Here is a 21994-nt window from a genome sequence, read left to right on the forward strand (position 1 = left end):
CCTACCGCCGGTGGCCCGGGCCACCGGCGGTGCGGCCCTCAGGGCAGTGCCGGGACGCGGACCGCCGCCAGCACCGGAAGGTGATCGGTGGCGGCCCGCAGGTCTGCGGGGTCGAGGTCCGTGGGCACCCCGCAGCCGAGGAACTCGACGCCCGGGGTGGCCAGGATCGCGTCGATCCGCTGGTGCGGATCGGCGGGGGTCGAGGTGTTCGCGCCTCCCCAGGGGCTGACCTCCCAGCCGTCCTGGAGCTCCTTCGCCAGACGGCGGAAGGCGGGGCCTTCGGGCCGTTCGTTGAGGTCCCCGGCGACGAGGACGTACGGGGTCCCCAGGGCTGCGACCCGGTCGAGGACCATCCCGGCCTGGGCGTACCGCTCGTCCTCGCGCAGGCTCAGATGGCAGCTGATGAGCCCGACCCGGGCCCCGGCGAAGCGGACGACGGCGGTCGCGAGACCGCGCCGGTGCAGGCCGGGGGTGAGCGGCAGCAGCACGTCCTCGGTGCGTTCCACGGTGGCCCGCAGGGAACAGAGCAGCATGGGTCCGGCCGCGGTGGCACCGCCGCTCAGGATGACGAGCTCGCTCTTGGCCGCGAGCCGGGCGGCGTGCTTGCGCCAGCGGAAGAAGCGCGGGGCCTCCTGGACGAAGACGAGGTCCGGGGCGCAGGCCCGGATGACCCGGGCGAGGGCGTCCTCGTCGTCGCGCATCGAGCGCACGTTGTAGCTGAGGACCCGGAGGACGGCCGAACCGTCCGCCTCGGTGCGGGAGTTGGGCAGCTCACTGATCGCCATGACACGTAACGTACGACAACCGCCCGCCGCGTCCACGTGGGACGCGACGGGCGGTCGCCGTATGTCTTCTTATGCCTTCGCACTCATGCCTTCGTGCGGGAGGTCAGCCCTGGCGGGCCAGGTCCGCTGCGCCGACCAGGCCGGCCTTGTTGCCGAGCTGGGCCGCGAGGACCTGAGCGTGCGGACGCCACTGGCCGCCGATCAGCCAGCGCCGGAAGGACTTGCGGATCGGGTCGAGGACGAGATCGCCCTCGTCCGAGACGCCGCCGCCGACGATGAACGCCGAGGGGTCGAACAGCGAGGCCAGGTCCGCGAGACCGGCACCGGCCCAGCGGGCCAGCTCACGGAAGGAGTCGACGGCGACCGGGTCGCCGGCGCGGGCGGCCTGGCTGACGTGCCGGCCCTCGATGCCCTCGGGGGTGCCGTCACCGAGACCGAGGAGGACCTCGGCGCGCTCGGGGGTGGCGTTGGCGCGCTGCTTGGCGTACCGGACGAGCGCGCGCCCGGAGGCGTACTGCTCCCAGCAGCCCTGACTGCCGCAGCCGCACAGCAGACCGTCCGGGACGACCCGGATGTGGCCGAACTCGGCGGCCACGCCGAAGCGTCCGCGGCGCAGCTTGTTGCCGATGATGATGCCGCCGCCGAGGCCGGTGCCGAGGGTGATGCAGATGACGTCCTCGTGGCCCTGGCCGGCGCCGAACCTGTACTCGCCCCAGGCTGCCGCGTTGGCGTCGTTCTCGACGACGACGGGCAGGCCTACCCGCTGCTCGACCTTGTCCTTGAGCGGCTCGTGCCGCCAGTCGATGTTCGGCGCGAAGAGGACGGTGGCACGCTTGTCGTCGACGTAGCCCGCGGCACCGATGCCGACGGCCTCGATCGTGTGGCCCTTGCCGGCCTCGGACACGGCCGCGCAGATCGCGTCGACGATGCCCTCGGGGGTCGGCGGGGTGGGCACCTTGTGCGTGTCGAGGATGTTGCCCTCCTCGTCGACCACGCCGGCCGCGATCTTCGTGCCGCCGATGTCGACGCCGATGGTGAGTCCCATGTGTCCCTCAGTTTTCGGTCGAGCCCCGCTAAGGCCCACCGTACCCGAGGGGGACGGGCGTCCCGATCAGTCGAGGTCGATGTGCTGGCCGGTTCCGGGCCCCTCGTCGTCCTTGCGGTCGTCCTTGCGGTCGTCCGCGGCGGCGCCCTTGCCCGGCCCGTCCGCGTCCCGGCGCGGGTCGCGCGGGTCGTCCGGGGTCACCTTCTCGTCACGCGTCCAGCGGCTCTCATGACCCTCGACGGCGGAGCGGTAGGCGGCGAGCAGCTCGTTCCCGGCGGCGGCGAGGTGGTCGAAGACCTGCGGGTTGCGCTCGATCACGGGCTCGACGACGGACTTCGCCTGGTTGACGAGCTGCTGCACGGTCTGCGCGGCCTGTCCGCCGAGCAGCGGGTTCCCGAGACCGCCGGAGACCTTGTCGGCGACGGCTTCGAAGAGCTTGCGGAACTCGTCGGCGGCGGAGCCGGTCTCCGCCCCGCGCTGCGCCCGGCGGCGGGCCTTCTCGGCCTCCAGGTCCTCGGCGCACGCCTTGGCCCAGGCATCCGAATCGCTCATGGCGTACTCCTCAGTGGCTGGTACTTCGACGGTACACGCCTCCTCAGGAGGTACGGGGCCAGAGCCCGGGGTCGGGGGTGAAGCGCACCCGGAGGTCCCCTTCGACGAGTCCCGCGCCGGTCACGGTGCAGCGACGGAGGGCGGCCGGCAGGGGCACGTTGCGGCGGAAGGCGCCGACGGTCAGGAGCAGTTCGTCACCCCTGCGGACGAGGGACAGCTCCTCCTTGACGGCCCCGGGGAGGCCGATGTGCCACACCAGGACGCCGTCCTCCTCCCGCCGGTCCTCGACGGCCCAGTCCGGTACGGCGTCGGGGACGGCCACGGGCCGTGCGGGCGCGAGCAGCGCGAGGTCCTCGGGCCCGCGCGGGTCCCGGCCGAGGTGCGGCAGCTCGTCGACGACGTCGCAGGCGGTACGGAGCTCCGCCAGGTGCCGGTGCTGCTGGGCGGTGAGTCCGGCGAGCCAGGGGTCCTCGGATGCGGCGGGCAGCAGCCGGTTGGCGACGACGGCGTCGAGGGCGAGGCCCTGGAGGGCGAGGCCGAGCCGGGCTCCGCGCAGGGCCCGGACGGCGGTGGGACCGGGTTCGAGGACGAGACGGACGCTGGTGGTGGGGGCCTCGACGACGGCCTGGACGGCGGCCAGCTCGGCCTCCCAGCGCCCGGTGGTCTCGTACAGCCACTGAGCAGGCATCGGGACCCCGGCGAGCTGGGCGAGCATCGGGCGCAGGGCGCGGGCGGCCTGCCGCTCGGGGGGCAGGAGGCGGCGCAGATAGCGGCGGAGCTGCTCGGGCAGGGCGAGGACGGCGAGGGCCTCGGGGAGCGGCGGCAGATCGACGACGGCGAGCTCGTGGTCGCCCTCGGCGGCGTCGCGCAGGGAGCGCAGCAGGGCGAACTGGCGGCTGCCGGGGAGTTCGGTGAGCTCGGCGTCCTCGAAGGGCACGGCGCCCAGCAGGTCGAGGGCGGCGGAGGAGCGGGCCTGGAGGGCGAGGAACTCGCGGCGGAAGTCGGCGGCCGGCTCGGGGCGCAGGACGCGGAGTCCGCTCTGGGCCTGAAGCGGTTCCCGTTCGACGTCCTCGGAGACGAGCAGGACGCGGCGGCCGGCGCGTGCCTCGGCGAGGGCGGTGGCGGCGGCGACGGTGGTACGTCCGGCGCCGCCGAGGCCGGTAACAAGAATGATCCGCATACGGAGGACGTTACCGGGGCCCTCCGCACGAGCATCCGCCCCCGTTGCGGGCGACTGTTCCACGGGGACGGAGCCCACCCGCGCCCCCACGCTGTGGGCCTGCGCCCCGCACGGTGCACACGGGGTTCAGGCACAAGGGGCGGAGGCGCCGCCAGAGCGCGCCGTCCCGTGTGCCCACCCGTCCCGCCCTGGGGGTCCCCCCGGACGGAGTCCGGGGGAGGGGCGATCGCCCACACGGCGGTGGGTGGCGGGGCGCGGGTTGGAAGTCGGCGGAAGGGTTACGCGCCCGATTCGACGCGCTTCTTCAGGCCCGCGAGCGCGCGGTCGATGATGACCTTCTCCGCCTTGCGCTTGATCATGCCGAGCATGGGGATCTTGACGTCGACGGTCAGCTGGTACGTGACCTCGGTGCGGTCGCCGCCGCCGACCGGAGCGAGCCGGTACGACCCGTCGAGGGACCGGAGCATCTGGGACTTGACCAGCGTCCAGCTGACCTCGTTCCCCCCGGTCCAGGTGTACGCGAGGGTGTGGTCGTCCTTGATCGCGCCGGCGTCGAGGAGCAGCCGGACCTTCTCGGCGCGGCCGGCGTCGTCGGTCGCCAGGACCTCGGCCTCCTTCACCTCGCCCGTCCACTCGGGGTAGCGGGCGAAGTCGGCGATCACGCCCATGACGTCGGCCGGTGCCGCCTCGATCGTGATGCTCGAGCTGGTGTGTTCGGCCATCGTGGTGGCTCCTCCACTGTGCGGTCCGGCGGAAGTCAAGGGGCACAGACGTGCCGACGGAAGGCTATCGCGCCGCGGCGCGGGGCCTGTCACCACTCCAGCGCGAAGGGCTTGCCCGTCGAGGCGAAGTGGCCGACGTTCACGCACTCGGTCGAGGCGATCCGCATCCGCTGGGCGAGCGGCTGGTGGACGTGGCCGAAGAGGGCGTAGCGGGGGCGGGTGCGTCGGATGGCGTCGAGCAGGGCCCGGCTGCCGCGTTCGAAGCGGCGGGCGACGGTGTCGTACGTCAGGTCCGGCACGTCCGGCGGGATGTGGGAGCAGAGGACGTCGACGTCGCCGAGGGCCTCGACCTTCGCCGCGTACTCCTCGTCGGAGATCTCGTACGGGGTGCGCATCGGGGTGCGCAGGCCGCCGCCGACGAAGCCGAAGACGAGCCCGCCGACCTCGATCCGCTCGCCGTCGAGGACGGTCGTCCCGGGCCGGGCGAATTCGGACCAGAAGCGGGGGATGTCGACGTTCCCGTAGGTGGCGTACGTGGGGGTGGGGAAGGCGGCGAAGAGTTCGGCGTACTGGCGGCGGACGGCACCCTCGATCGCGGTCTCGCGGTCGACGTCGAGCTCGGCCCAGAGGCGACGCCCCAGGTCACGGGCATCGTCGAAGCGGCGGGCGGTGCGCAGCTCGACCAGCCGGTCGGCGTTCTCGACGCCGAAGAGGTCGGGGAAGATCCCGCGGCTGTGGTCGGCGTAGTCGAGGAAGAGGACCAGGTCCCCCAGGCATATGAGGGCGTCGGCCCCGTCCCCCGCCCTGGCGAGGTCTCCGGCGTTGCCGTGCACGTCACTGACCACATGGACTCGCATGGGCCCCACCTTAGGGGGTGTCACCTGCGGTTACTTCCGAGTCGGGAAACCTGTGGATTACTGTGCGGAGAGCACCGCCACACATGTGTGACGCACGGAACATCTGGCCGGAACCCCCTATCCGGAACCATGTACTGATGGGTAACGTCCGGGCAGTCCAGTCGTGCTCACCCCCACGGAGCACCTGCCAGTTCTTGGACTTCACCGGTGCATCACACAGAGCCGTGGCGCCGGCGCCCGATGAGGAGCAGCAGTCTTGCGCGAGTTCAGCCTTCCGGCCCTGTACGAGGTCCCCGCGGACGGCAACCTGACGGATCTCATCCGCCGCAACGCCTCCCAGCACCCAGACGTCGCCGTCATGGGTCGCAAGGTCGACGGCGTGTGGACGGATGTGACCGCGACACAGTTCCTCGCGGAGGTCCGCGGGGCCGCCAAGGGCCTGATCGCGGCCGGCGTCGAGCCGGGCGACCGGGTCGCGCTGCTGTCGCGTACGCGTTACGAGTGGGTCCTCCTCGACTTCGCGATCTGGAGCGCGGGCGGCGTGACCGTTCCCGTGTACGAGACCAGCTCGCCGGAGCAGATCCAGTGGATCCTCGGCGACTCGGGCGCGACGTTCGCGCTCGTCGAGAGCGGGGCGCACCAGGAGTCCGTCGAGTCCGTGCGGGCGAACCTGCCGGAGCTCAAGGGTGTCTGGCAGATCGAGGACGACGCGGTCGCGCAGCTGACCGCGACCGGCTCGGACGTCTCCGACGAGCTGCTCGACGAGCGCATGTCGGCGGCGAACGCGGACGACCCGGCGACGATCGTCTACACCTCGGGCACGACGGGCCGCCCCAAGGGCTGCGTCCTGACCCACCGGGCCTTCTTCGCCGAGTGCGGCAACGTGGTGGCGCGTCTGAAGCCCCTCTTCCGTACGGGCGAGTGTTCGGTGCTGCTGTTCCTGCCGGCCGCGCACGTCTTCGGGCGGCTCGTCGAGATCGCGTCCGTGATGGCGCCGATCCGGCTGGGCTGCGTCCCGGACATCAAGAACCTCACGGACGAGCTGGCCTCGTTCCGGCCGACGCTGATCCTGGGCGTGCCCCGGGTCTTCGAGAAGGTCTACAACTCGGCTCGGGCCAAGGCGCAGGCCGACGGCAAGGGCAAGATCTTCGACAAGGCCGCGCACACGGCGATCGCGTACAGCAGGGCGCTGAGCACCCCGCAGGGCCCGTCCTTCGGCCTCAAGCTGAAGCACAAGATCTTCGACAAGCTGGTCTTCAGCAAGCTGCGGGCGGTGCTCGGCGGCCGCGGCGAGTACGCGATCTCGGGCGGCGCGCCGCTGGGCGAGCGGCTCGGCCACTTCTTCCGGGGCATCGGCTTCACGGTCCTGGAGGGCTACGGCCTGACGGAGTCGTGCGCGGCGACGGCGTTCAACCCCTGGGACCGGCAGAAGATCGGCACGGTCGGTCAGCCGCTGCCGGGTTCGGTGGTGCGGATCGCCGACGACGGCGAGGTGCTGCTGCACGGCGAGCACATCTTCACGGAGTACTGGAACAACCCGACGGCGACGGCCGAGGCGCTGGCGGACGGCTGGTTCCACACGGGCGACATCGGCACCCTCGACGAGGACGGCTACCTCGCGATCACCGGCCGGAAGAAGGAGATCCTGGTGACGGCGGGCGGCAAGAACGTCGCCCCGGCGGTCATCGAGGACCGGATCCGGGCGCACGCGCTGGTCGCGGAGTGCATGGTGGTCGGCGACGGGCGTCCGTTCGTGGGTGCGCTCGTCACGATCGACGAGGAGTTCCTGGGCCGCTGGGCCGCCGAGCACGGCAAGCCGGCGGGTTCGACGGCGGTCACCCTCCGCGACGACGCGGACCTGGTGGCGGAGGTCCAGCGCGCGATCGACGACGGCAACGCGGCGGTCTCCAAGGCGGAGTCGGTTCGCAAGTTCCGCATTCTCCCGGCCCAGTTCACGGAGGAGGCGGGCCACATCACCCCGTCCCTGAAGCTGAAGCGGAACGTGGTGGCGAAGGACTTCGCGGACGAGATCGAGGCGATCTACCGGGGCTGATCCCGGAAGGCACGTACGTACGGGCCGGAGGCCCGGGGCGACATCGCTCCGGGCCTCCGGCCGTTTCCGTACACCCTGCCCGACACCCCAGACTTGAACATGTTCAAGTCTGGGTGTCAGGATGCGTCCCGTGAGGATCACGAGGGGAAACTCGCTCCGCCGGCTCCGGAGGTACGGGGCGGTGGTGGCCCTGCTCACCACCCTGACCGCCTGCCTCGCCGGCCCGGGCCAGTACTACGAGGGGACGGACGTCCACGACGCCACGGCGGCCGAGGTCGCCGGGGCCTGGAAGTCCACCGAGGGCACCGCGATGACGCTGCGCCCGGACGGGACGGCGACCGTCACCCGGCTCGACGGACAGGACTTCGACTTCGACGACGGCTGGCGGCTCTCCGGTACGGGCACCTGGTCGCTCGCCGACGACGCGAACGGGCAGGACGTCCGCCTGGAGCTCACGGCCCGCACGAAGGCCGAGACGCGCGCCGACGCGACGACGCCTCTGCCGGACGCCACGGACGCCCCCACCACCTACACCTGGCGCTTCTTCGTGGACCGCGACAAGCAGAAGAAGCCCGTCCTGTTCTTCTTCTTCGGCGACCCCGACGCCGCCGACACCTACGTCATGACACGGAAGCCGACCGCTACAGCAGCTCCCTGAGCCGCTCCGCGAGGAGGTCCCAGCGCCACTTCTCCTCGACCCAGGCCCGGCCCCGCTCGCCCATGCGGGCGCGGAGTTCCGGGTCGAGGAGGAGGGTGGTGACGCGGTCGGCGGTGTCCTCGACGGATTCGCCGCGGACGACCCAGCCTGTCTCGCCGTCGAGGACCGCGTCGGGGGCGCCGCCCGAGTCCCCCGCGACGACGGGGAGGCCGGTCGCGGAGGCCTCCAGGTAGACGATGCCGAGGCCCTCGACGTCGAGGCCGCCGCGCCGCGTGCGGCAGGGCATGGCGAAGACGTCACCGGCCCCGTAGTGGGCGGGCAGCTCCGACCAGGGGACGGCGCCGGTGAAGCGAACGGATCCGGCCACCCCGGTCTCGGCGGCGAGACGGTGCAGGTCCTTCTCGTACGGGCCGCCGCCAACGATCAGGAGGACCGCGTCGGGCACCCGGCGCAGGATCCGCGGCATGGCCCGGATCAGGGTGTCCTGGCCCTTGCGCGGGACGAGCCGGGAGACGCAGACCACCACGGGGCGGTCGCTGAGCCCGAGGCGGGCGCGGACCTCCGCGCCGCCCGAGTCGGGGTGGAAGGTCTTCTCGTCGACGCCCGGCGGAAGCTGCACCATCCGGCCGGCGGCGGCGGGCGTGAGGGCCGCCGCGATCCGGGAGCGGGTGTACTCGCCGAGGTAGGTGATCGTGGCCGTGCCCTCGCCGATCCGCCTCAGGAGCTGCCGGGAGGCGGGCAGCTGGGCCCAGCCCGCCTCGTGGCCGTGCGTGGTGGCCACGAGTCGCCGTGCGCCGGCCCTGCGCAGCGCGGGGGCCATCAGGCCGAGCGGCGCGGCCGCGCCGAACCACACGGACTCGCAGCCGTGCTCGCGCAGGAGCGCGGTGGCACGGGCGGTGACCCGAGGTGTGGGCAACAGCATGGTGGTGCGATCCCGGACGACCGTGAAAGGCTGTTCGGCGTCGAACGCGGCCGTCGCCTCGGCCCCTTCGCGGCTGCGCTTCCAGGTGGAGGCGTAGACCACGATCCGTTCGGGATCCAGGCGGAGGGCCATGTTGTGCAGGAAGGCCTGGATTCCGCCGGGACGCGGCGGGAAGTCGTTGGTTACGATCAGGGTCTTGTGCATCGTGGCCGAATCTACCGCGAGCGCACCCACCGCCCAGCACCACCACTCCCCCGCGTGAGCGGGCCTACAGGACAAGGACGAGACAGTGATGACGGGCGCAGTGGGGAAGTGGTCACGCACGGGTCTGCGACTGCCGGTCGGCCTCTGGGCCCTGACCCGGGTCATCCTGCTGCTGTGCGTCTTCAAGGTCGTGGTGATCCCCGGACCGGACATCACGTTCGACGTCGAGAACATCTACCAGGGCTGGTACGAGGTCCTGCGGACGGGCACGTATCCGCTGGACGACGTGACCTGGCAGTACCCGCCGGCCGCCGCGTTCGCGATCCTCGCCCCGGGGCTGCTGCCCTTCCTCGGCTACTCGGCCGCCTTCTTCGTCCTCGCCTTCCTCTGTGACGCGCTCGTCTTCGGGCTGCTCCTGCACACGGGCCGCCGGGCCGGCCGCTCGCCGCGCGGTGCCTGGATCTGGATCGCGGGCGTCGCCCTGCTCGGGCCGACCGTGTACGCCCGGTACGACGTGATGGTGACCGCCGTCGCGGTGGCGGCGATACTCGCGGCCGGCCGGAGCCCGCGCGTCCTCGGCGCTCTCGCGGGCTTCGGCGCGGTCCTGAAGGTGTGGCCGGTGCTGCTGCTCGCGGGCACCCCGAAGGGCCGGGCCACCTTCCGCTCCTGGCCCGTGGCGGTGGGCGCCGCGGCCGCGGTGCTGCTGTTCTGCGTGCTGTGGATGCCGGGCGCGCTCGCCTTCCTCTCCTTCCAGCGCGACCGGGGCACCGAGGTCGAGTCGCTGGGCGCGATGGTCTTCCACGTGGCCCGGCACTTCGGCTGGAGCGGCGAGGCGCAGATGAACTACGGCTCGATCGAGTTCCTCGGCCCGTACGTCTCCACCGTCTCGACGGCCGCGATGGTGCTCACCTTCGTCGCCTTCGGCTGGCTGCTGCTCTGGCGGTTCAAGGCGCGCCGCTTCACCACGTCGACGGTCGCGGACGCGGGCTTCGTGGCGGTGCTGCTCTTCACCACGACGAGCCGGGTGCTGTCCCCGCAGTACATGCTGTGGCTGGTCGGGCTGGCGGCGGTGTGTCTCGCGTACCGGTCGAGCCGCATGGAGCGGCCGGCGCATCTGATCGTGTGGGCGGCGGCGGTGACGCAGTTCGAGTTCCCGGTGTGGTTCTCGCACGTGACCCGCAGCGATCCGCTGGGCATCGCGGTGCTGTTCACCCGGAACGGTCTGCTGATCGCGGCCACCCTCATCGCCTGCCGGATCCTGTGGCAGCAGACGGTGACGGAGCCCCCTCTCACCGGGTCCGTGGTCGTGCCCGCGCAGGCGACTCAGCCGGAGCGCGAGAAGGCCCTGTCCGGCTCGCGCTGAGGGGCGCCGACGGTACGGCGGTGCAGCAGGCCCAGTGCCGCGCACTGGGCCGCCATGGCGAGGGCCATGGCCAGGCAGATCCCCGGCAGTCCGAGACCTGAGAGGCCGTACGCGAGCGGCAGCTGGACCAGGACGCCCGCGACGGTGATCCGGGCGAGGTAGGGGCTCGCCCCGGTGCCCTCGAAGACCCCGGCGAGCGCGATGTATCCGGCCATGAGCAGCAGATAGGGGCCGAGGCAGCGCAGGAAGAGCGCGCCCGCCTCCGCCACGGCGGGCTCGGCGCCGAAGGCCCGCATGACGGGTCCCGCGCCCAGGAGCAGCACTCCCGCGGAGCCGGCGCCGAGGACCCCGCCGAGCAGCAGGGCCTGCCGTCCGACGGCCCGGCGTTCGTCGCGGCCCGCTCCGAGCAGATGGGCGCTGTGGATGGCGGCGGCCTGCCGGACGGCGTAGAAGGCCATGGTCGCCACGTACATGGCCTTGGTGGCGATGCCGTAGGCGGCGATCTCGGTGACACCGAGCCGGGCCACGACGGAGACGAGGGCGAGGGCCCCCGCCATCCGGACGGCGAAGTCGACACCCATCGGCAGGCCGGTGACCGCGGTCCGGCGCAGGGCGGCGGCGGTCCGCTCGGCCCGGCGGGCGGCACGGGCGGCTCTGAGCAGGGGGTTGCGGCGCAGGGCGAGCAGTCCGACGGCGAGGGCGACGGCCCGGCCGGTGACGGTGGCGAGGGCGGCGCCCTGCACCCCGTACGCGTGGATGAGCAGCGGGTCGAGGACGAGGATCAGTCCGTTGGCGAGGAAGGCGAGCCGCATGGGAGTGCGCGTGTCGCCCGCGCCCTTGAGGATGCCGTCGAGGACGTTCGTGGCGAAGAAGACGGCCGTGCCGGGGAGCGAGACCGCGAAGTAGGCGACGGCCAGGGCGTGGGCGGGGTGGTCCGGGCCGCCGAGCAGCAGGGCGGCGAGCGGGTCGCGCAGCAGGTAACCGCCGAGGGCCACGGGCGGTATCAGCAGGGCGCCGAGGGCGGCGCCGCCCCGGACGGCGGCGCGGACGGCGCCCGGGTCGTCGGCGCCGCGGGCGCGGGCGACGAGCACGGTGGTGCCGGAGCCGGCCACGAGGACGACGCCGAGGAGCAGGTTCTCGACGTTGGTGGCGATCGCGACGGCGGCGACGGCGTCCCCGCCGAGCCGGGCGACCCAGACCATGTTGATGACGCCGGCGGCGACTCCGGCCAGCAGTTCGAGATAGACCGGGCGGGCGAGTCGGACGAGCGTGCGGCGGTGCGCGGACATACGAAAGCATCTCCCTCTTTTCGATGTACCTCGAATCGAGGCACATCGAAAAGAGATACCATGGCGACCGGTCCGACGACAGCCGCGAAGGAGGACACCCGGTGCTGGAGCTGTCGATCCTGGGCTTCCTGTACGAGAAGCCGCTGCACGGGTACGAGCTGAAGGAACGCATCAACGGCCTCAGCGGTCATGTGCGCCCCGTCAGCGACGGTGCCCTCTACCCGGCGATCAACCGCCTGGTGAAGAACGGCCTGGTGGACAGCCGGACGGAGCCCGGCGCGAGCGCCGCCCCGCGCCGGACGCTCTCCCTCACCCCCGACGGCCGCCGGGACCTGCTCGCCCGACTGCGCACCCCCAAGGACGCCGAGATCACCGACGGCCAGCGGTTCTTCACCCTGCTCGCCTTCCTGGGCCGGCTCCCCGACCCCGCGGACCAGGCGGCCGTCCTCCGCCGCCGCCAGGAGTTCCTGAACACCCCGGCCAGCTTCTTCTACGAGGGCGGGACCCCGGTCAGCGTCGAGCGGGAGCCGGACCTCTTCCGCCAGGGCATGCTGCGGATCGCCCGAGCGACGGGCACGGCCGAGAAGGCCTGGCTGACGGACGCCCTGGCCGCCCTGGAGGGCACCTCCGGGGACACCCCCTAGCCGAGCCGCTCCCGCAGATAGGCGCGCCAGTCGGCGGTGAACTCCCCGGGCGTGGTGTCCAGCACCTCCTGGAGGGCCTTCTCCACCGCGCCCTCACGGCCGGGGTGCGCGCCCACCGCCCGGTAGAAGTCCGTCAGTCCCGCCTCGCCCCAGCGGTCCGCGATCAGCGCGCAGGCCAGCCAGCCGCCCTCGTACGCCCGGGCCAGCGCCGCCGCGTCCCCGCCGAAGGAGAAGTCGGGGTCCTCCGGGAGCCGGGCGGGCAGTTCGCCCGCGCGGACGGCGCGGCCCAGTTCGGGGGCGGCCTGAGCGGGGGTGCGGCCGGCGTCCCGGTAGGCGACCCAGTCGGCGAAGCCCTCGGAGAGCCAGACCGGGGTCGACGAGGTGGTGTCGGCGCGGGTGGCGACATGGACGGTCTCGTGGGTGAGGACGAGCTGCCGGCCGAACGCGCCGAGGACCCCGTACGCCTCCGGGTTGACGATCACCCGGTCCGCGGGCGCGTCCGCGCCGCCCCGGATCTCCCCCGTGGTGACGGCGGCGATGCCCCGGTAGGAGGTCCCGGGTGCCCCGAGGAGCTCCCCCATCCCCTCCAGCGAGCCGGGGACGAGGACGACCACCTCCCGGGCCCAGTCGGCGGGCCAGGCGGCGGAGACGGCGGGGACGGCCCGGTCGGCGGCCGCGGCGATCTCCCGGAGCCGCTCGGGCTTCTGGCCGACGCCGAGGACGAGCGAGCGGGCGCCGCGGATGGTGGCGACGTCGCCCTGCTCCCAGAGGTGCCGGGGCGCGCCCTGCGCCGGACGGTCACCGGTCACGTACCAGCGTCCGTCCCGTTCGGTCAGGTTCAGGACCCGGTCGCCGGTGACGGGCCGCTTGTCGTGGCCCTTGAGCCGGTAGCCGAGTTCGGCGCGGACGGTGACGCGGTCGGGGGCCGTGCGGTCGACCCCGGTGAGCCGGTACGTCCAGCCGTCGACGGGAACCGTCGCGAGCCGCCGGAAGACGGTCAGGGCGGTCGGCACGTACGCGGGGTCGACGGCGGCCAGGTAGCCGGGCCGGTCACGGTCGAGGAGCGCCCTGGCGTGCCGGTCGAGGAGCCCCTGTATCTCCCGGGCCGCCGTGTCGGCGGGCCTGGTCCCCGCGCCGCAGCCGACGAGCCCGACGAGCGCGAGCAGCAGGGCCAGCAGGCAGGCTGTCGCCGACCGCCGCGCTCCACACCCCTGACCCGCCACGCCTCCGATCGTACGGTCGGAACGGCCGGACCGGCTCCCGGTGTGGGCGAAGGCCCCCGCGTCCTGGGCGGCTGAGGCCCGGCAGCCGGGCTCAGACCCGGGTCACCGTCACGTGGGACATCATGTTCACCGGGTCGTAGCGGACCCGCGCGCCCGGGTAGGGGGCGTGGATGACCTGCCCGTTGCCCGCGTAGATCCCGACGTGGCTGGCGTCGCCCCGGTAGGTGACGAGGTCACCGGGCTGCGCCTGGGCGAGCGGCACCTGCCGGCCCGCGTACCGCTGCGCGGAGGAGGTGCGGGGCAGGCTGATCCCGGCCTGCCCGTACGACCAGACCATCAGGCCCGAGCAGTCGAAGGCGGAGGGGCCGGTCGCCCCCCACACGTACGGCTTGCCGATCGCGCTGCGGGCGGCGATCACCGCGGCGGATGCCCGGGAGGAACCCGCGGGTGCCTCGGGCATGGGCGGGAGTTCCTCCACGCGCCCGCCGGAGCGCGATGCCCGGTCGAAGTCGGCGCGCTCCTCGACGGTGAGGCTCGCGAGCACCCGGCGGGCCTCGGCGAGCTTGCCCTCGACGACGCGCTTGTGGCGGGCGACCTCGGCCCGGCTGCGCTCCAGCTCGACCAGGGCCGTACGGGCCTCGGACCGCTGCTGCTTCAGCCGGCGCTGCTCCCGCTGGAGTTCGCCGAGCGCGACGCCCTGCCGGGCGGTGAGCCGGTCGAGCGCGGAGGCCCGGTCGAGGTAGGTGTCCGGGTCGGAGGAGAGCAGCAGGGCGATGGCCGGGTCGATGCCGCCGGAGCGGTACTGGGCGCCGGCGACCGAACCGAGCGCGCCCCGCATGTGGTTGATGCGCTCCTGGCCCCGGGCGAGGCTGTCCTGGGCCTGGGAGACCGTCCGGCGCAGCGCGTCCGCCTTCTCGTCCGCCCGGTTGTAGCCCTCCGTGGCCTTCTCGGCCTCCTCGAAGAGCCGGTCGACCGTGGCGCGGGTGGCCGCGGGTCCGGCCCCGGGGTCGGCGCTCGCGGGGACGGCCCCGAGGGACGCCGCCGCGGTGGCCGCGGCGGCGGTGAGGACGGTGACCCTGGCGGGTCGGCGGAGGGACGCCACGGATCGCGCTCCGTTCGGCTCGACGCTGACTGGAGCGGCAGACAGTAGCCGCTGATCACTCCGCGTCCAACGAACCCGCCGGGCACACAAAGTGACGCCCCGCCGGAGATCACAGGTCACCGGCGGGGCGTCAGGTCAGCTCGCGTCGCGGCGAACCACCCGATTGGGCGGTCGGCTGCGCGGGTCGCGTCGGGGCGGGTCAGCCGCCGATGCGGACACCGAACTGGAACGAGCCCAGGGTGTTCATGGACTCGTAGCGGACGTTGACGCCCGAGTACGGGGCGTGCAGGACCGTGTTGTTGCCCGCGTACAGACCCACGTGCGACAGGTTGTTGAAGAAGACCAGGTCGCCCGGCTTGAGCTGGCTGCGGCCGATCCTCGTGCCGTCGTTCTGCTGGGTGTAGGTGGTGCGGGTGAGGTCGATGCCGGCCTTGCCGTAGGCCCACTGGGTCAGACCGGAGCAGTCGAACGAGTTGGGGCCCTCGTGACCGGAGGCGTACGGCATGCCGACCCGGGTGGCGGCGGCGCTGAGCGCCGCGGCGCCGAAGCCGGACGCGGGGGCCTCGTTGCCGAGGTCGATCCGCTCGCCGGCGGCGCGGCTGGCGCGCTGTTCCTGCTCCTGCTCCTTCTGCCTGATCTTGGCGCGCTCGGCCTCGGTCAGCGTGTTGAGGAGCTTGCGGGCGTCGGCCAGCTTGCTCTGGAACTTCTTCTTCTTCTCGCCGAGCGTCTTGCGGACGTCCTCGAGGTCGCCGAGCTTCGTGGTGGCCTCGGCGCGCTGCTGCGCGAGGCTCCGCTGCTTGGCCTGGATCGTGGTGAGCACGTCGGCCTGCTGAGCACTCAGCTGGTCGATCGCGGACGCCTTGTCGAGGTAGGTGTCCGGGTCGGCGGAGAGGAAGAGCTGGAGCGCGGGGTCGATGCCGCCGGAGCGGTACTGGGCGCTGGCGACCGAACCGATCTGGTCGCGCAGGGTGTTGAGCTCCTGCTGGCCGCGGGCCACCTTGTCCTGGAGGTTGCCGATCTCCTTCTGCAGCTTGCCGCGGCGCTCCTCGGCGAGGTTGTACTGCTCCGTGGCCTCTTCGGCCTCGTGGTGCAGCTTGTCGACCTTCGACTTGACCTCGTCGATCTTGGGCTTGGCGGGGGCCGCCTGGGCACCACTCTGGGCGGTGAGAGCGACGGCGGCCGCTGCGGTCGCGGTGAGCACGGTCACGCGCATGCGGCTCGGCTGCTTGGGTCGACGGTGGGACGCCACGAAGGCGAGCTCCTTCTTCCTCAGAGCCGCCCAACCGGTAAGGGGCAGGCGGTTCCTCCGCCGCCACCCCGGATGGGTGATCAACCGCGCGAAGGTTCGAAGCTCGACCCTAGTGACCAAGTTGTGATCAGTTCAAATCCCACTGGCAAAAATATTGCCCACGGACCACTTAATTTACACGTACCGCACGGGCAGTGATGGGCACTTGACGGTCCGCCGTCCAGAATTCGGGCATAAGGCCCGAGAGTTGCGATGTCGTGCGATGCGTCATGAGAGCCGCGAAAGCCGCTTCAGCAACAAGGCGGACGCCACCGGCCGCGCACCCGCCTTCGCCACTCCGTCGGCCACCTCGCGGTCGGTGCTGACCACCACGACCGGCCGGCCCGGCGGCTCCGCCCGTACCAGCTGACGGATCAACTCGTCGGCCGTCACACCGGGCTTGGAGAACAGCACCCGCACCCCGCGCGGCGGCGCCAGCAGCACCGGGGCCGCCAGCTCCGCCCCGTCGAAGACACAGGTGACCTCGGCGCCCGAGCGGGCCGCGAGGGCCGACAGACTGCCGAGCAGCCGCAGCCGCTGCTTCTCCAACGGCATCGTCGGATAGCCGGTCTTGGTGACGTTGTAGCCGTCGACGACCAGATGCGCCTGCGGCAGCGCGAGCAGCTGGTCGAGCAGCGCCGGGTCGGTCTCGGAGAGCGCCCGCGCGGCGATGTCCTTCGGCGACATCCGCCCCGGCTCCACCGCGTCCACGGTGTCCGCAGGGTGCATCGACACCGGTGGCAGCGCGAGTTCGCGGCGCAGCCCCTGGGCGGCGTCGAGAACGGTGTCGAGCAGCAGCCGCAGCCGCATGTCCTCCACCGAGCGCCCCTCACGGGCGGTCCTGCGGCTCGCCTCCAGGGCCGCCTCGACCTCGCCGAGCCGGGCCTTGAGCCGTCGGCTCTCGCTCTCGGCGGACGACACCTGGGCCGCCGCCTCCGCCTTCGCGGTGTCGATCTCGCCCTGGACCCGGCGCAGCGCGGCCTCGCCGCGCTTCACATCGCTCTGGGCGCTGCGCAGCTTGCGGTGAAGCGATTCCGCTTCCTTCCGGGCCGCCTCCAGGTCGTGGCGCAGCTCCTCGGTCTCGCCGCGCGAGCGGTCCCGGGCGGCGGCGAGTTCCTCGCGCAGCCGCTCCAGCTCACGCCGGCCCGCCTCGTCGGCGCGCTCGGCGTCGACGCGCTGGGCCTCCTCGCCCGCGGCGGCCACGAGCTTGACCCAGCCGGGCGGGCGCAGCACATAGGCGGCCGCCGCCACGTCGACGGGGTCGGCGGCGGCGGGCGGGGTGCCGGTCTCGACGGCTCCGGCCAGCTCGGGCTGGCCCTGCTTGAACCGTTCGCCGATCCGTTGACGGAAGAGCGGGTCGCTCTCCAGGGCAGCGGCCATCGCGTTCCCGGCGAACTTGGCCCGCCGGGTGGCGGTGAATCGGGCGTACTGCCGCAGGGGCGCGGGCAGCTCCGCGACGGTCAGCCCGCCGAAAGCGTCAGCGACCAGCGCGACGACCCGCCGCCGTACGCCTTCCGGCAGTGGGTGGTCGAGCGCCTCGGCAGCGTCACCTGCCGCGCCGGCCGGTTCTCCACCGTGCGCGGGCTGCTCCACGATCCGTCACCCCTATGTCGTCCGCGCCGTCCCTCAGGAAGCGGCGCCCGGCCTGTCCACCAGTTCGATCTGATCCACCGCGTTGCACCAGCGGCAGCGGACCGACTCGATGGTCTCACTGACCACCTGCCGCTCCTCGACCGTCGGGTCTCCCGCGAGGTCCAGATGGACGTACTCGACGACCTTGGACGAGCGCGTCACGTCGAAGCGGGTCAGGTTGCCGCAGAGCGTGCAGCGCCACCGGGTCTCGGCGGTCGGCAGGGGAACCGTCGTCATCGTGCCGTCCTTCTTCCTGTTGCGTGGTACCAGGTGCGGGAGCCGCGGTGCGCCGTCGAACTGCGGTCGTACTGCCCGTTACCCTACGGCCTCGCCGGTACCCGGGGGCACGGCGAGGCACTCTGTCCAGTTCGGCCCCGGTACGCCATGATCTGTCCATGATCGACTGGCGAGGTGCGGCCCTCGGTGCCTGGCGGGGCACACGCAGCGGACCCACGGTGACGTACGGACTGATCGCCGCCTGCTGTCTGCTCTTCGCGATCGGCCCGGTCTCCGGACTCAACCCGGTGTACGGCACGGGCGACCAGCTCCTCGCGGCGCAGGGCGAGTACTTCCGCCGCTGGGGCGTCGTCCCGGCCGAGCTGATGAGCGGCGAGCCCCGCGCCCTGCTGACCCCGCTCACCGCGCTCTTCGTCCACGGCAGCTGGCTCCACCTGCTGGGAAACATGCTGTTCCTGTACGTCTTCGGAGCGATGGCCGAGGAGCGCATGGGTCCCGTCGAGTTCGCCCTCTTCTACCTGGGCACGGGCTACCTCGCACTGCTCGGGTACGCGGTGGCGCACGCGAACAGCGAGCAGACCCTGGTCGGGGCGTCCGGGGCGATCTCCGGGGTGCTCGGGGCCTTTCTCTTCCTCTTCCCGCGCTCCCGGGTCACCAGTCTCTTCCCGTTCCTCTTCTTCCTGCCGCTGCGCTTCCCCGCCTGGATCGTGCTGATCTTCTGGTTCGTGCTGCAGTGGCTGGCCGCGCGTGCCGCGGGCGCCGGTCCCGGCGTCGCCTATCTGGCCCATGTGGTGGGCTTCTCCGTCGGCTTCCTCTACGCCTGGGGGCGCTACCGGGGTGGGGATAGAGTGAAAGCCCAAGCCGCGGCGACCGAGGGAGAAAGCCAGCCGTGATCACCGCGATCGTGCTCATCAAGACCAGCGTGGACCGCATCCCCGAGATCGCCGAGTCGATCGCCGCGCTCGACAGCGTCAGCGAGGTCTTCTCGGTGACCGGCACCTACGACCTCATCGCCATGGTCCGCGTGCCCCGTCACGACGACCTGGCGGACGTGATCCCCGGCAGCATCAGCAAGATCCCGGGCGTCGAGGCCACGGACACGCATGTCGCCTTCCGTACGTACTCCCAGCACGACCTGGAGGCGGCCTTCGCCATCGGGCTGGAGTCCTGAGACCTCGTACACGGCATGGGTGAAGGGGGCCTCCCGCTCGGGAGGCCCCCTTCACCCGTACGAGTGAGTGCTCAGCCGCGGTCCGGGACGCAGCGGCCGTCCTCGGTACGGTACTTCCACTGCGCGCCGTCGCGGACGAGCTCCTTCACGGCGCCGACGAACCGCTCGACGTGCTCGTCCGGCGTACCGGCGCCGAAGCTCACCCGGATGGCGTTGAGCGACCTCTCCCCCGGGGCCGCTTCGGGGGCGCCGCACTCGCCCGGGTCCTGCGGGTCGCTGCCGAGCAGCGTACGGACCAGCGGGTGGGCGCAGAACAGACCGTCGCGGACGCCGATGCCGTACTCGGCGGAGAGCGCGGCTGCGAAGTGGGAGCTGTTCCAGCCCTCCACGACGAAGGAGATGACGCCGACGCGGGGGGCGTCGTCGCCGAAGAGCGAGAGCACCTTGACCTCGGGAACCTCGGCGAGACCCTCGCGGACCGTGGCGATCAGGTGCTTCTCGCGGGCCACGAGCCCGTCGAAGCCGGCCTCGGTGAGCGCCTTGCAGGCGGAGGCGATGGAGTACACGCCGATGACGTTCGGGGAGCCGGCCTCGTGCCGGGCCGCGGTGGTGTGCCACTCCACGTCCACACCACCGTCGGCCCGACGCGCCACCTTGCGGGAGGCGCCGCCGCCCGCGAGGTAGGGCTCGGAGTCCTGCAGCCAGTCGGCGCGGCCTGCGAGGACACCCGAGCCGAAGGGCGCGTACAGCTTGTGCCCGGAGAAGGCGATCCAGTCCACGTCCAGCTCCTGCACGGAGACCGGGTGGTGGGGCGCGAGCTGGGCGGCGTCGAGCACGATCCGGGCGCCGTGGGCGTGAGCGGCGGCGGCGAGCTCCTTCACCGGCCACAGCTCACCGGTGACGTTGGAGGCGCCGGTGACGCAGACCAGGGCGGGACCGTACGGGTCGCGGTCGGCGAGGGCGCGCTCCAGGGTGGCGACGGCCTGCTCCGGGGTGCGCGGCGCGTTGAGGTAGGTGACCCGGGCGTCGCGCCAGGGCAGCAGCGAGGCGTGGTGCTCGGTCTCGAAGACGAAGACCTGGCAGTCGGCGGGGAGGGTGGCGGCGAGCAGGTTGAGCGAGTCGGTGGTGGAACGGGTGAAGACGACCTGGTCGCCGGGGCGGCAGTCGAGGAACTCGGCGACGGTGACGCGGCTGTTCTCGAAGAGGTCGGTGGAGAGCTGGGAGAGGTAGCCGGCGCCGCGGTGGACGCTGCCGTAGTAGGGGGCGTACGCGGCGACGTCGTCCCACACCCGCTGGAGGGCCGGGGCGCTGGCCGCGTAGTCGAGCGCCGCGTAGGTCACCTCGCCCCCGGTGACGAGCGGGACGGTGACGTCGCGGCCGAGCACGGGCAGCGGGGCGTCGCAGCAGGGGTCGGCGGAGTCGGCGGCGGCGGTCTCGACGACAGCGGTGGCGGTGGCGACGGCGTCAGGGCGTGCGGACATGGCGGTATCTCCCGGCGGGCGGTGCTGAATGGCTTCGGTGATCCCGTACGCGGCCGGACACGGCGGGGTACGGGTGATGCCTCGGAGGACACGGGAGGGCACGGAAGTGCACGCGGGTACGCGGAAGTGACCCTGATCCGATGATCCGAGGGTGAAGAAGGGGCGTATTCGCCCTATCGCATTCGCTTGCTCACGGAAAAAGCTCCTCGAGAGACCAGGACCCCTGGTGTTCGAGGGGTCCGCGCTTGCCGTAGACCTCGCTGCCTACGGCCTGGTCATCACCCGGGGCACCCCGCCACGGACGGAGGGTTGCCGGACAGCAAGCCGGGGCCAAAACGCTGTCACTCGTGACCTGTAGAGCATCCTGCCACATGATCGACGAAGCGCAAGACCCCGGTCCGCATACTGGACCGGGGTCTTGGACGTACGACGTGCGAATCGTCAGGCGTTGCTGGCGGTGATCCAGCGCTCCAGGGCCCGGCGGGCCTCGCCGGAGTCGATCGCCTCCGCGGCCTTCTCGATGCCGGCGCGGATCTCCTCCACCAGGGTGCCCTCCCCCGGCGTGAGCGCGGTCAGCGCCGCCGCCGAGTTGAGCAGCACCGCGTCCCGTACCGGACCGGTCTCCCCCGCGAGCAGACGGCGGGCGACATCGGCGTTGTACGAGGCGTCGGCGCCGCGCAGGGCCTCCACCGGTACGAGGTCGATGCCGACGTCCCGGGGGTCGAAGGCCTCCTCGCGTACCGCACCGTCGCGGACCACCCAGACCCGCGAGGTGGCGGTGGTGGTCAGCTCGTCCAGGCCGTCGTCGCCGCGGAAGACGAGCGCGGAGGAGCCGCGGTCGGCCAGCACGCCGGCCATGATCGGGGCCATCCGGGCGTCGGCCACACCGGTCGCCTGGGCCTTGACGCGGGCCGGGTTGGTGAGCGGACCGAGGAAGTTGAAGGTGGTCCGGATGCCGAGTTCCTTGCGGGCAGCGGCGACATGACGCAGCGCCGGGTGGAACTTCACCGCGAAGCAGAAGGTGATCCCGGCCTCCTCCGCGACCTCGGCGACCCGCTGCGGGGTCAGCTGCAGATTGACGCCCAGCTTCTCCAGGACGTCGGAGGCGCCGGAGGCGGAGGACGCGGCCCGGTTGCCGTGCTTGACGACCTTGGCACCGGTGCCGGCGACGACGATCGCGGACATCGTGGAGATGTTGACGGTCTTGGCGCCGTCGCCGCCGGTACCGACGATGTCGACGGACGGGCCGGGCACCTCGATCGTGTTGGCGTGCTCGTACATGGTGCGGACGAGGCCGGTGATCTCGTCGACGGTCTCGCCCTTGGCGCGCAGGGCGACCGCGAAGCCGGCGATCTGGGCGTCGGTGGCCTCGCCGCGCAGGATCCGGTCCATCGCCCAGGCGGTGTCCTCGGCGCTCTGGTCGCGGCCGGTCAGCAGACCTTCCAGTACGACGGGCCAGGAGCGGCCCGCCGACGTAGGTCCTCCAGCGGGGGTCGCAGCGCTCATGGCAGCTCCTGGTGAGTCCGTAACGGCTAGGGCTCCACCCTATCGACCCCCGGGGACGGCAAAGAGCCCCGTCCATCGAA

21 protein-coding genes and 1 riboswitch are annotated in these 21994 nt (G+C 72.5%); of the genes, 6 read left to right on the forward strand and 15 right to left on the reverse strand.

All coding sequences use genetic code 11. From position 1 onward, the window contains the following. Window positions 1-38 precede the first annotated feature (38 nt). From OG514_RS04210 to OG514_RS04235, 6 genes are all read right to left on the reverse strand, one after another. A complete protein-coding gene (locus OG514_RS04210; protein ID WP_266890942.1) occupies window positions 39-785 on the reverse strand; it encodes an endonuclease/exonuclease/phosphatase family protein in 747 nt (248 codons plus the stop codon). Between the two features lie 103 nt (window positions 786-888). Continuing rightward, window positions 889-1830 carry an ROK family glucokinase gene (locus OG514_RS04215; RefSeq protein ID WP_266890944.1) on the reverse strand — a complete coding sequence of 314 codons (942 nt, stop codon included), beginning with the start codon at window positions 1828-1830 and terminating at the stop codon, window positions 889-891. Window positions 1831-1896: 66 nt separating this feature from the next. Continuing rightward, window positions 1897-2382: a DUF5304 domain-containing protein gene (locus OG514_RS04220; RefSeq protein ID WP_266890946.1), complete on the reverse strand. Its 486-nt coding sequence runs from the start codon at window positions 2380-2382 to the stop codon at window positions 1897-1899. A gap of 43 nt (window positions 2383-2425) precedes the next feature. Beyond that, window positions 2426-3562 carry an ArsA family ATPase gene (locus OG514_RS04225; protein WP_266890948.1) on the reverse strand — a complete coding sequence of 379 codons (1137 nt, stop codon included), beginning with the start codon at window positions 3560-3562 and terminating at the stop codon, window positions 2426-2428. A gap of 278 nt (window positions 3563-3840) precedes the next feature. Then, window positions 3841-4284 (reverse strand): SRPBCC family protein, encoded by a 444-nt coding sequence (locus OG514_RS04230; RefSeq protein ID WP_266890950.1) that lies wholly within the window; start codon window positions 4282-4284, stop codon window positions 3841-3843. Window positions 4285-4373: 89 nt separating this feature from the next. After that, complete coding sequence (locus OG514_RS04235) at window positions 4374-5141, reverse strand: metallophosphoesterase (RefSeq protein WP_266890952.1); 768 nt, start codon at window positions 5139-5141, stop codon at window positions 4374-4376. A gap of 256 nt (window positions 5142-5397) precedes the next feature. Here OG514_RS04235 and OG514_RS04240 point away from each other — a divergent pair, with 256 nt between their 5' ends. Together OG514_RS04240 and OG514_RS04245 are read left to right on the forward strand one after the other, a co-directional pair. Continuing rightward, the gene (locus tag OG514_RS04240; RefSeq protein ID WP_266890954.1) at window positions 5398-7194 is read left to right on the forward strand and encodes a long-chain fatty acid--CoA ligase; all 1797 of its coding nucleotides are present in this window, start codon (window positions 5398-5400) and stop codon (window positions 7192-7194) included. A 130-nt stretch (window positions 7195-7324) separates the two neighbouring features. Next, a complete protein-coding gene (locus OG514_RS04245; RefSeq protein ID WP_266890956.1) occupies window positions 7325-7852 on the forward strand; it encodes a hypothetical protein in 528 nt (175 codons plus the stop codon). Here OG514_RS04245 and OG514_RS04250 read toward each other — a convergent pair. Beyond that, window positions 7836-8978 carry a glycosyltransferase family 4 protein gene (locus OG514_RS04250; RefSeq protein ID WP_266890958.1) on the reverse strand — a complete coding sequence of 381 codons (1143 nt, stop codon included), beginning with the start codon at window positions 8976-8978 and terminating at the stop codon, window positions 7836-7838. The genes OG514_RS04245 and OG514_RS04250 overlap by 17 nt on opposite strands. An 88-nt stretch (window positions 8979-9066) precedes the next feature. On the opposite strand from OG514_RS04250, the gene OG514_RS04255 reads away from it, so the two are divergent. Continuing rightward, on the forward strand, window positions 9067-10341 hold the full coding sequence (locus tag OG514_RS04255) for a glycosyltransferase 87 family protein (protein ID WP_266890960.1): 1275 nt from the start codon (window positions 9067-9069) through the stop codon (window positions 10339-10341). Here the strand turns inward: OG514_RS04255 and OG514_RS04260 are convergent. Then, entirely contained in the window at window positions 10302-11630 is a 1329-nt protein-coding gene (locus OG514_RS04260) for an MATE family efflux transporter (protein ID WP_266890962.1), read from the reverse strand. The genes OG514_RS04255 and OG514_RS04260 overlap by 40 nt on opposite strands. 101 nt (window positions 11631-11731) lie before the next feature. Between OG514_RS04260 and OG514_RS04265 the strand changes: the two genes are divergently transcribed. Further along, window positions 11732-12274: a PadR family transcriptional regulator gene (locus OG514_RS04265; protein WP_266890963.1), complete on the forward strand. Its 543-nt coding sequence runs from the start codon at window positions 11732-11734 to the stop codon at window positions 12272-12274. Here OG514_RS04265 and OG514_RS04270 read toward each other — a convergent pair. The 5 genes from OG514_RS04270 to OG514_RS04290 all read right to left on the reverse strand — a co-directional run bounded on the left by OG514_RS04270 (window position 12271) and on the right by OG514_RS04290 (window position 17756). Then, on the reverse strand, window positions 12271-13497 hold the full coding sequence (locus tag OG514_RS04270; RefSeq protein ID WP_266890965.1) for a hypothetical protein: 1227 nt from the start codon (window positions 13495-13497) through the stop codon (window positions 12271-12273). The genes OG514_RS04265 and OG514_RS04270 overlap by 4 nt on opposite strands. Before the next feature lie 91 nt (window positions 13498-13588). Continuing rightward, window positions 13589-14599, reverse strand: coding sequence for an NlpC/P60 family protein (locus OG514_RS04275; protein ID WP_266890967.1), 1011 nt, complete (start codon window positions 14597-14599; stop codon window positions 13589-13591). 199 nt (window positions 14600-14798) lie between these two features. Further along, window positions 14799-15848 (reverse strand): C40 family peptidase, encoded by a 1050-nt coding sequence (locus tag OG514_RS04280; RefSeq protein ID WP_266890969.1) that lies wholly within the window; start codon window positions 15846-15848, stop codon window positions 14799-14801. 267 nt (window positions 15849-16115) lie between these two features. Beyond that, window positions 16116-17480 (reverse strand): NYN domain-containing protein, encoded by a 1365-nt coding sequence (locus OG514_RS04285; protein ID WP_266890971.1) that lies wholly within the window; start codon window positions 17478-17480, stop codon window positions 16116-16118. 33 nt (window positions 17481-17513) lie between these two features. Beyond that, window positions 17514-17756, reverse strand: a complete 243-nt coding sequence (locus tag OG514_RS04290; RefSeq protein WP_017238847.1) for a hypothetical protein — start codon at window positions 17754-17756, stop codon at window positions 17514-17516. 158 nt (window positions 17757-17914) lie between these two features. On the opposite strand from OG514_RS04290, the gene OG514_RS04295 reads away from it, so the two are divergent. After that, window positions 17915-18649, forward strand: a complete 735-nt coding sequence (locus OG514_RS04295) for a rhomboid family intramembrane serine protease (RefSeq protein WP_266890977.1) — start codon at window positions 17915-17917, stop codon at window positions 18647-18649. Next, window positions 18646-18927, forward strand: coding sequence for an Lrp/AsnC family transcriptional regulator (locus tag OG514_RS04300; protein WP_030205672.1), 282 nt, complete (start codon window positions 18646-18648; stop codon window positions 18925-18927). The genes OG514_RS04295 and OG514_RS04300 overlap by 4 nt, the downstream gene beginning before the upstream one ends. Window positions 18928-18998: 71 nt before the next feature. Here OG514_RS04300 and OG514_RS04305 read toward each other — a convergent pair whose 3' ends face one another. Then, window positions 18999-20408 (reverse strand): aminotransferase class V-fold PLP-dependent enzyme, encoded by a 1410-nt coding sequence (locus tag OG514_RS04305; RefSeq protein WP_266890983.1) that lies wholly within the window; start codon window positions 20406-20408, stop codon window positions 18999-19001. Between the two features lie 236 nt (window positions 20409-20644). Further along, window positions 20645-20761, reverse strand: a riboswitch (SAM riboswitch). A gap of 88 nt (window positions 20762-20849) precedes the next feature. Beyond that, a complete protein-coding gene (gene trpD / locus OG514_RS04310; protein WP_266890985.1) occupies window positions 20850-21914 on the reverse strand; it encodes an anthranilate phosphoribosyltransferase in 1065 nt (354 codons plus the stop codon). Window positions 21915-21994: the final 80 nt, after the last annotated feature.

This window comes from Streptomyces sp. NBC_00572 (assembly GCF_026341815.1).
Classification (GTDB): Bacteria; Actinomycetota; Actinomycetes; order Streptomycetales; family Streptomycetaceae; genus Streptomyces.

Coding starts and splice junctions, on each gene's coding strand:
- OG514_RS04255 (WP_266890960.1), top strand. CDS start 9,067: ATGACGGGCGCAGTGGGGAAGTGGTCACGCACGGGTCTGCGACTGCCG.
- OG514_RS04235 (WP_266890952.1), bottom strand. CDS start 5,141: ATGCGAGTCCATGTGGTCAGTGACGTGCACGGCAACGCCGGAGACCTC.
- OG514_RS04305 (WP_266890983.1), bottom strand. CDS start 20,408: ATGTCCGCACGCCCTGACGCCGTCGCCACCGCCACCGCTGTCGTCGAG.
- OG514_RS04210 (WP_266890942.1), bottom strand. CDS start 785: ATGGCGATCAGTGAGCTGCCCAACTCCCGCACCGAGGCGGACGGTTCG.
- OG514_RS04295 (WP_266890977.1), top strand. CDS start 17,915: ATGATCGACTGGCGAGGTGCGGCCCTCGGTGCCTGGCGGGGCACACGC.
- OG514_RS04225 (WP_266890948.1), bottom strand. CDS start 3,562: ATGCGGATCATTCTTGTTACCGGCCTCGGCGGCGCCGGACGTACCACC.
- trpD (WP_266890985.1), bottom strand. CDS start 21,914: ATGAGCGCTGCGACCCCCGCTGGAGGACCTACGTCGGCGGGCCGCTCC.
- OG514_RS04215 (WP_266890944.1), bottom strand. CDS start 1,830: ATGGGACTCACCATCGGCGTCGACATCGGCGGCACGAAGATCGCGGCC.
- OG514_RS04290 (WP_017238847.1), bottom strand. CDS start 17,756: ATGACGACGGTTCCCCTGCCGACCGCCGAGACCCGGTGGCGCTGCACG.
- OG514_RS04250 (WP_266890958.1), bottom strand. CDS start 8,978: ATGCACAAGACCCTGATCGTAACCAACGACTTCCCGCCGCGTCCCGGC.
- OG514_RS04260 (WP_266890962.1), bottom strand. CDS start 11,630: ATGTCCGCGCACCGCCGCACGCTCGTCCGACTCGCCCGCCCGGTCTAT.
- OG514_RS04230 (WP_266890950.1), bottom strand. CDS start 4,284: ATGGCCGAACACACCAGCTCGAGCATCACGATCGAGGCGGCACCGGCC.
- OG514_RS04220 (WP_266890946.1), bottom strand. CDS start 2,382: ATGAGCGATTCGGATGCCTGGGCCAAGGCGTGCGCCGAGGACCTGGAG.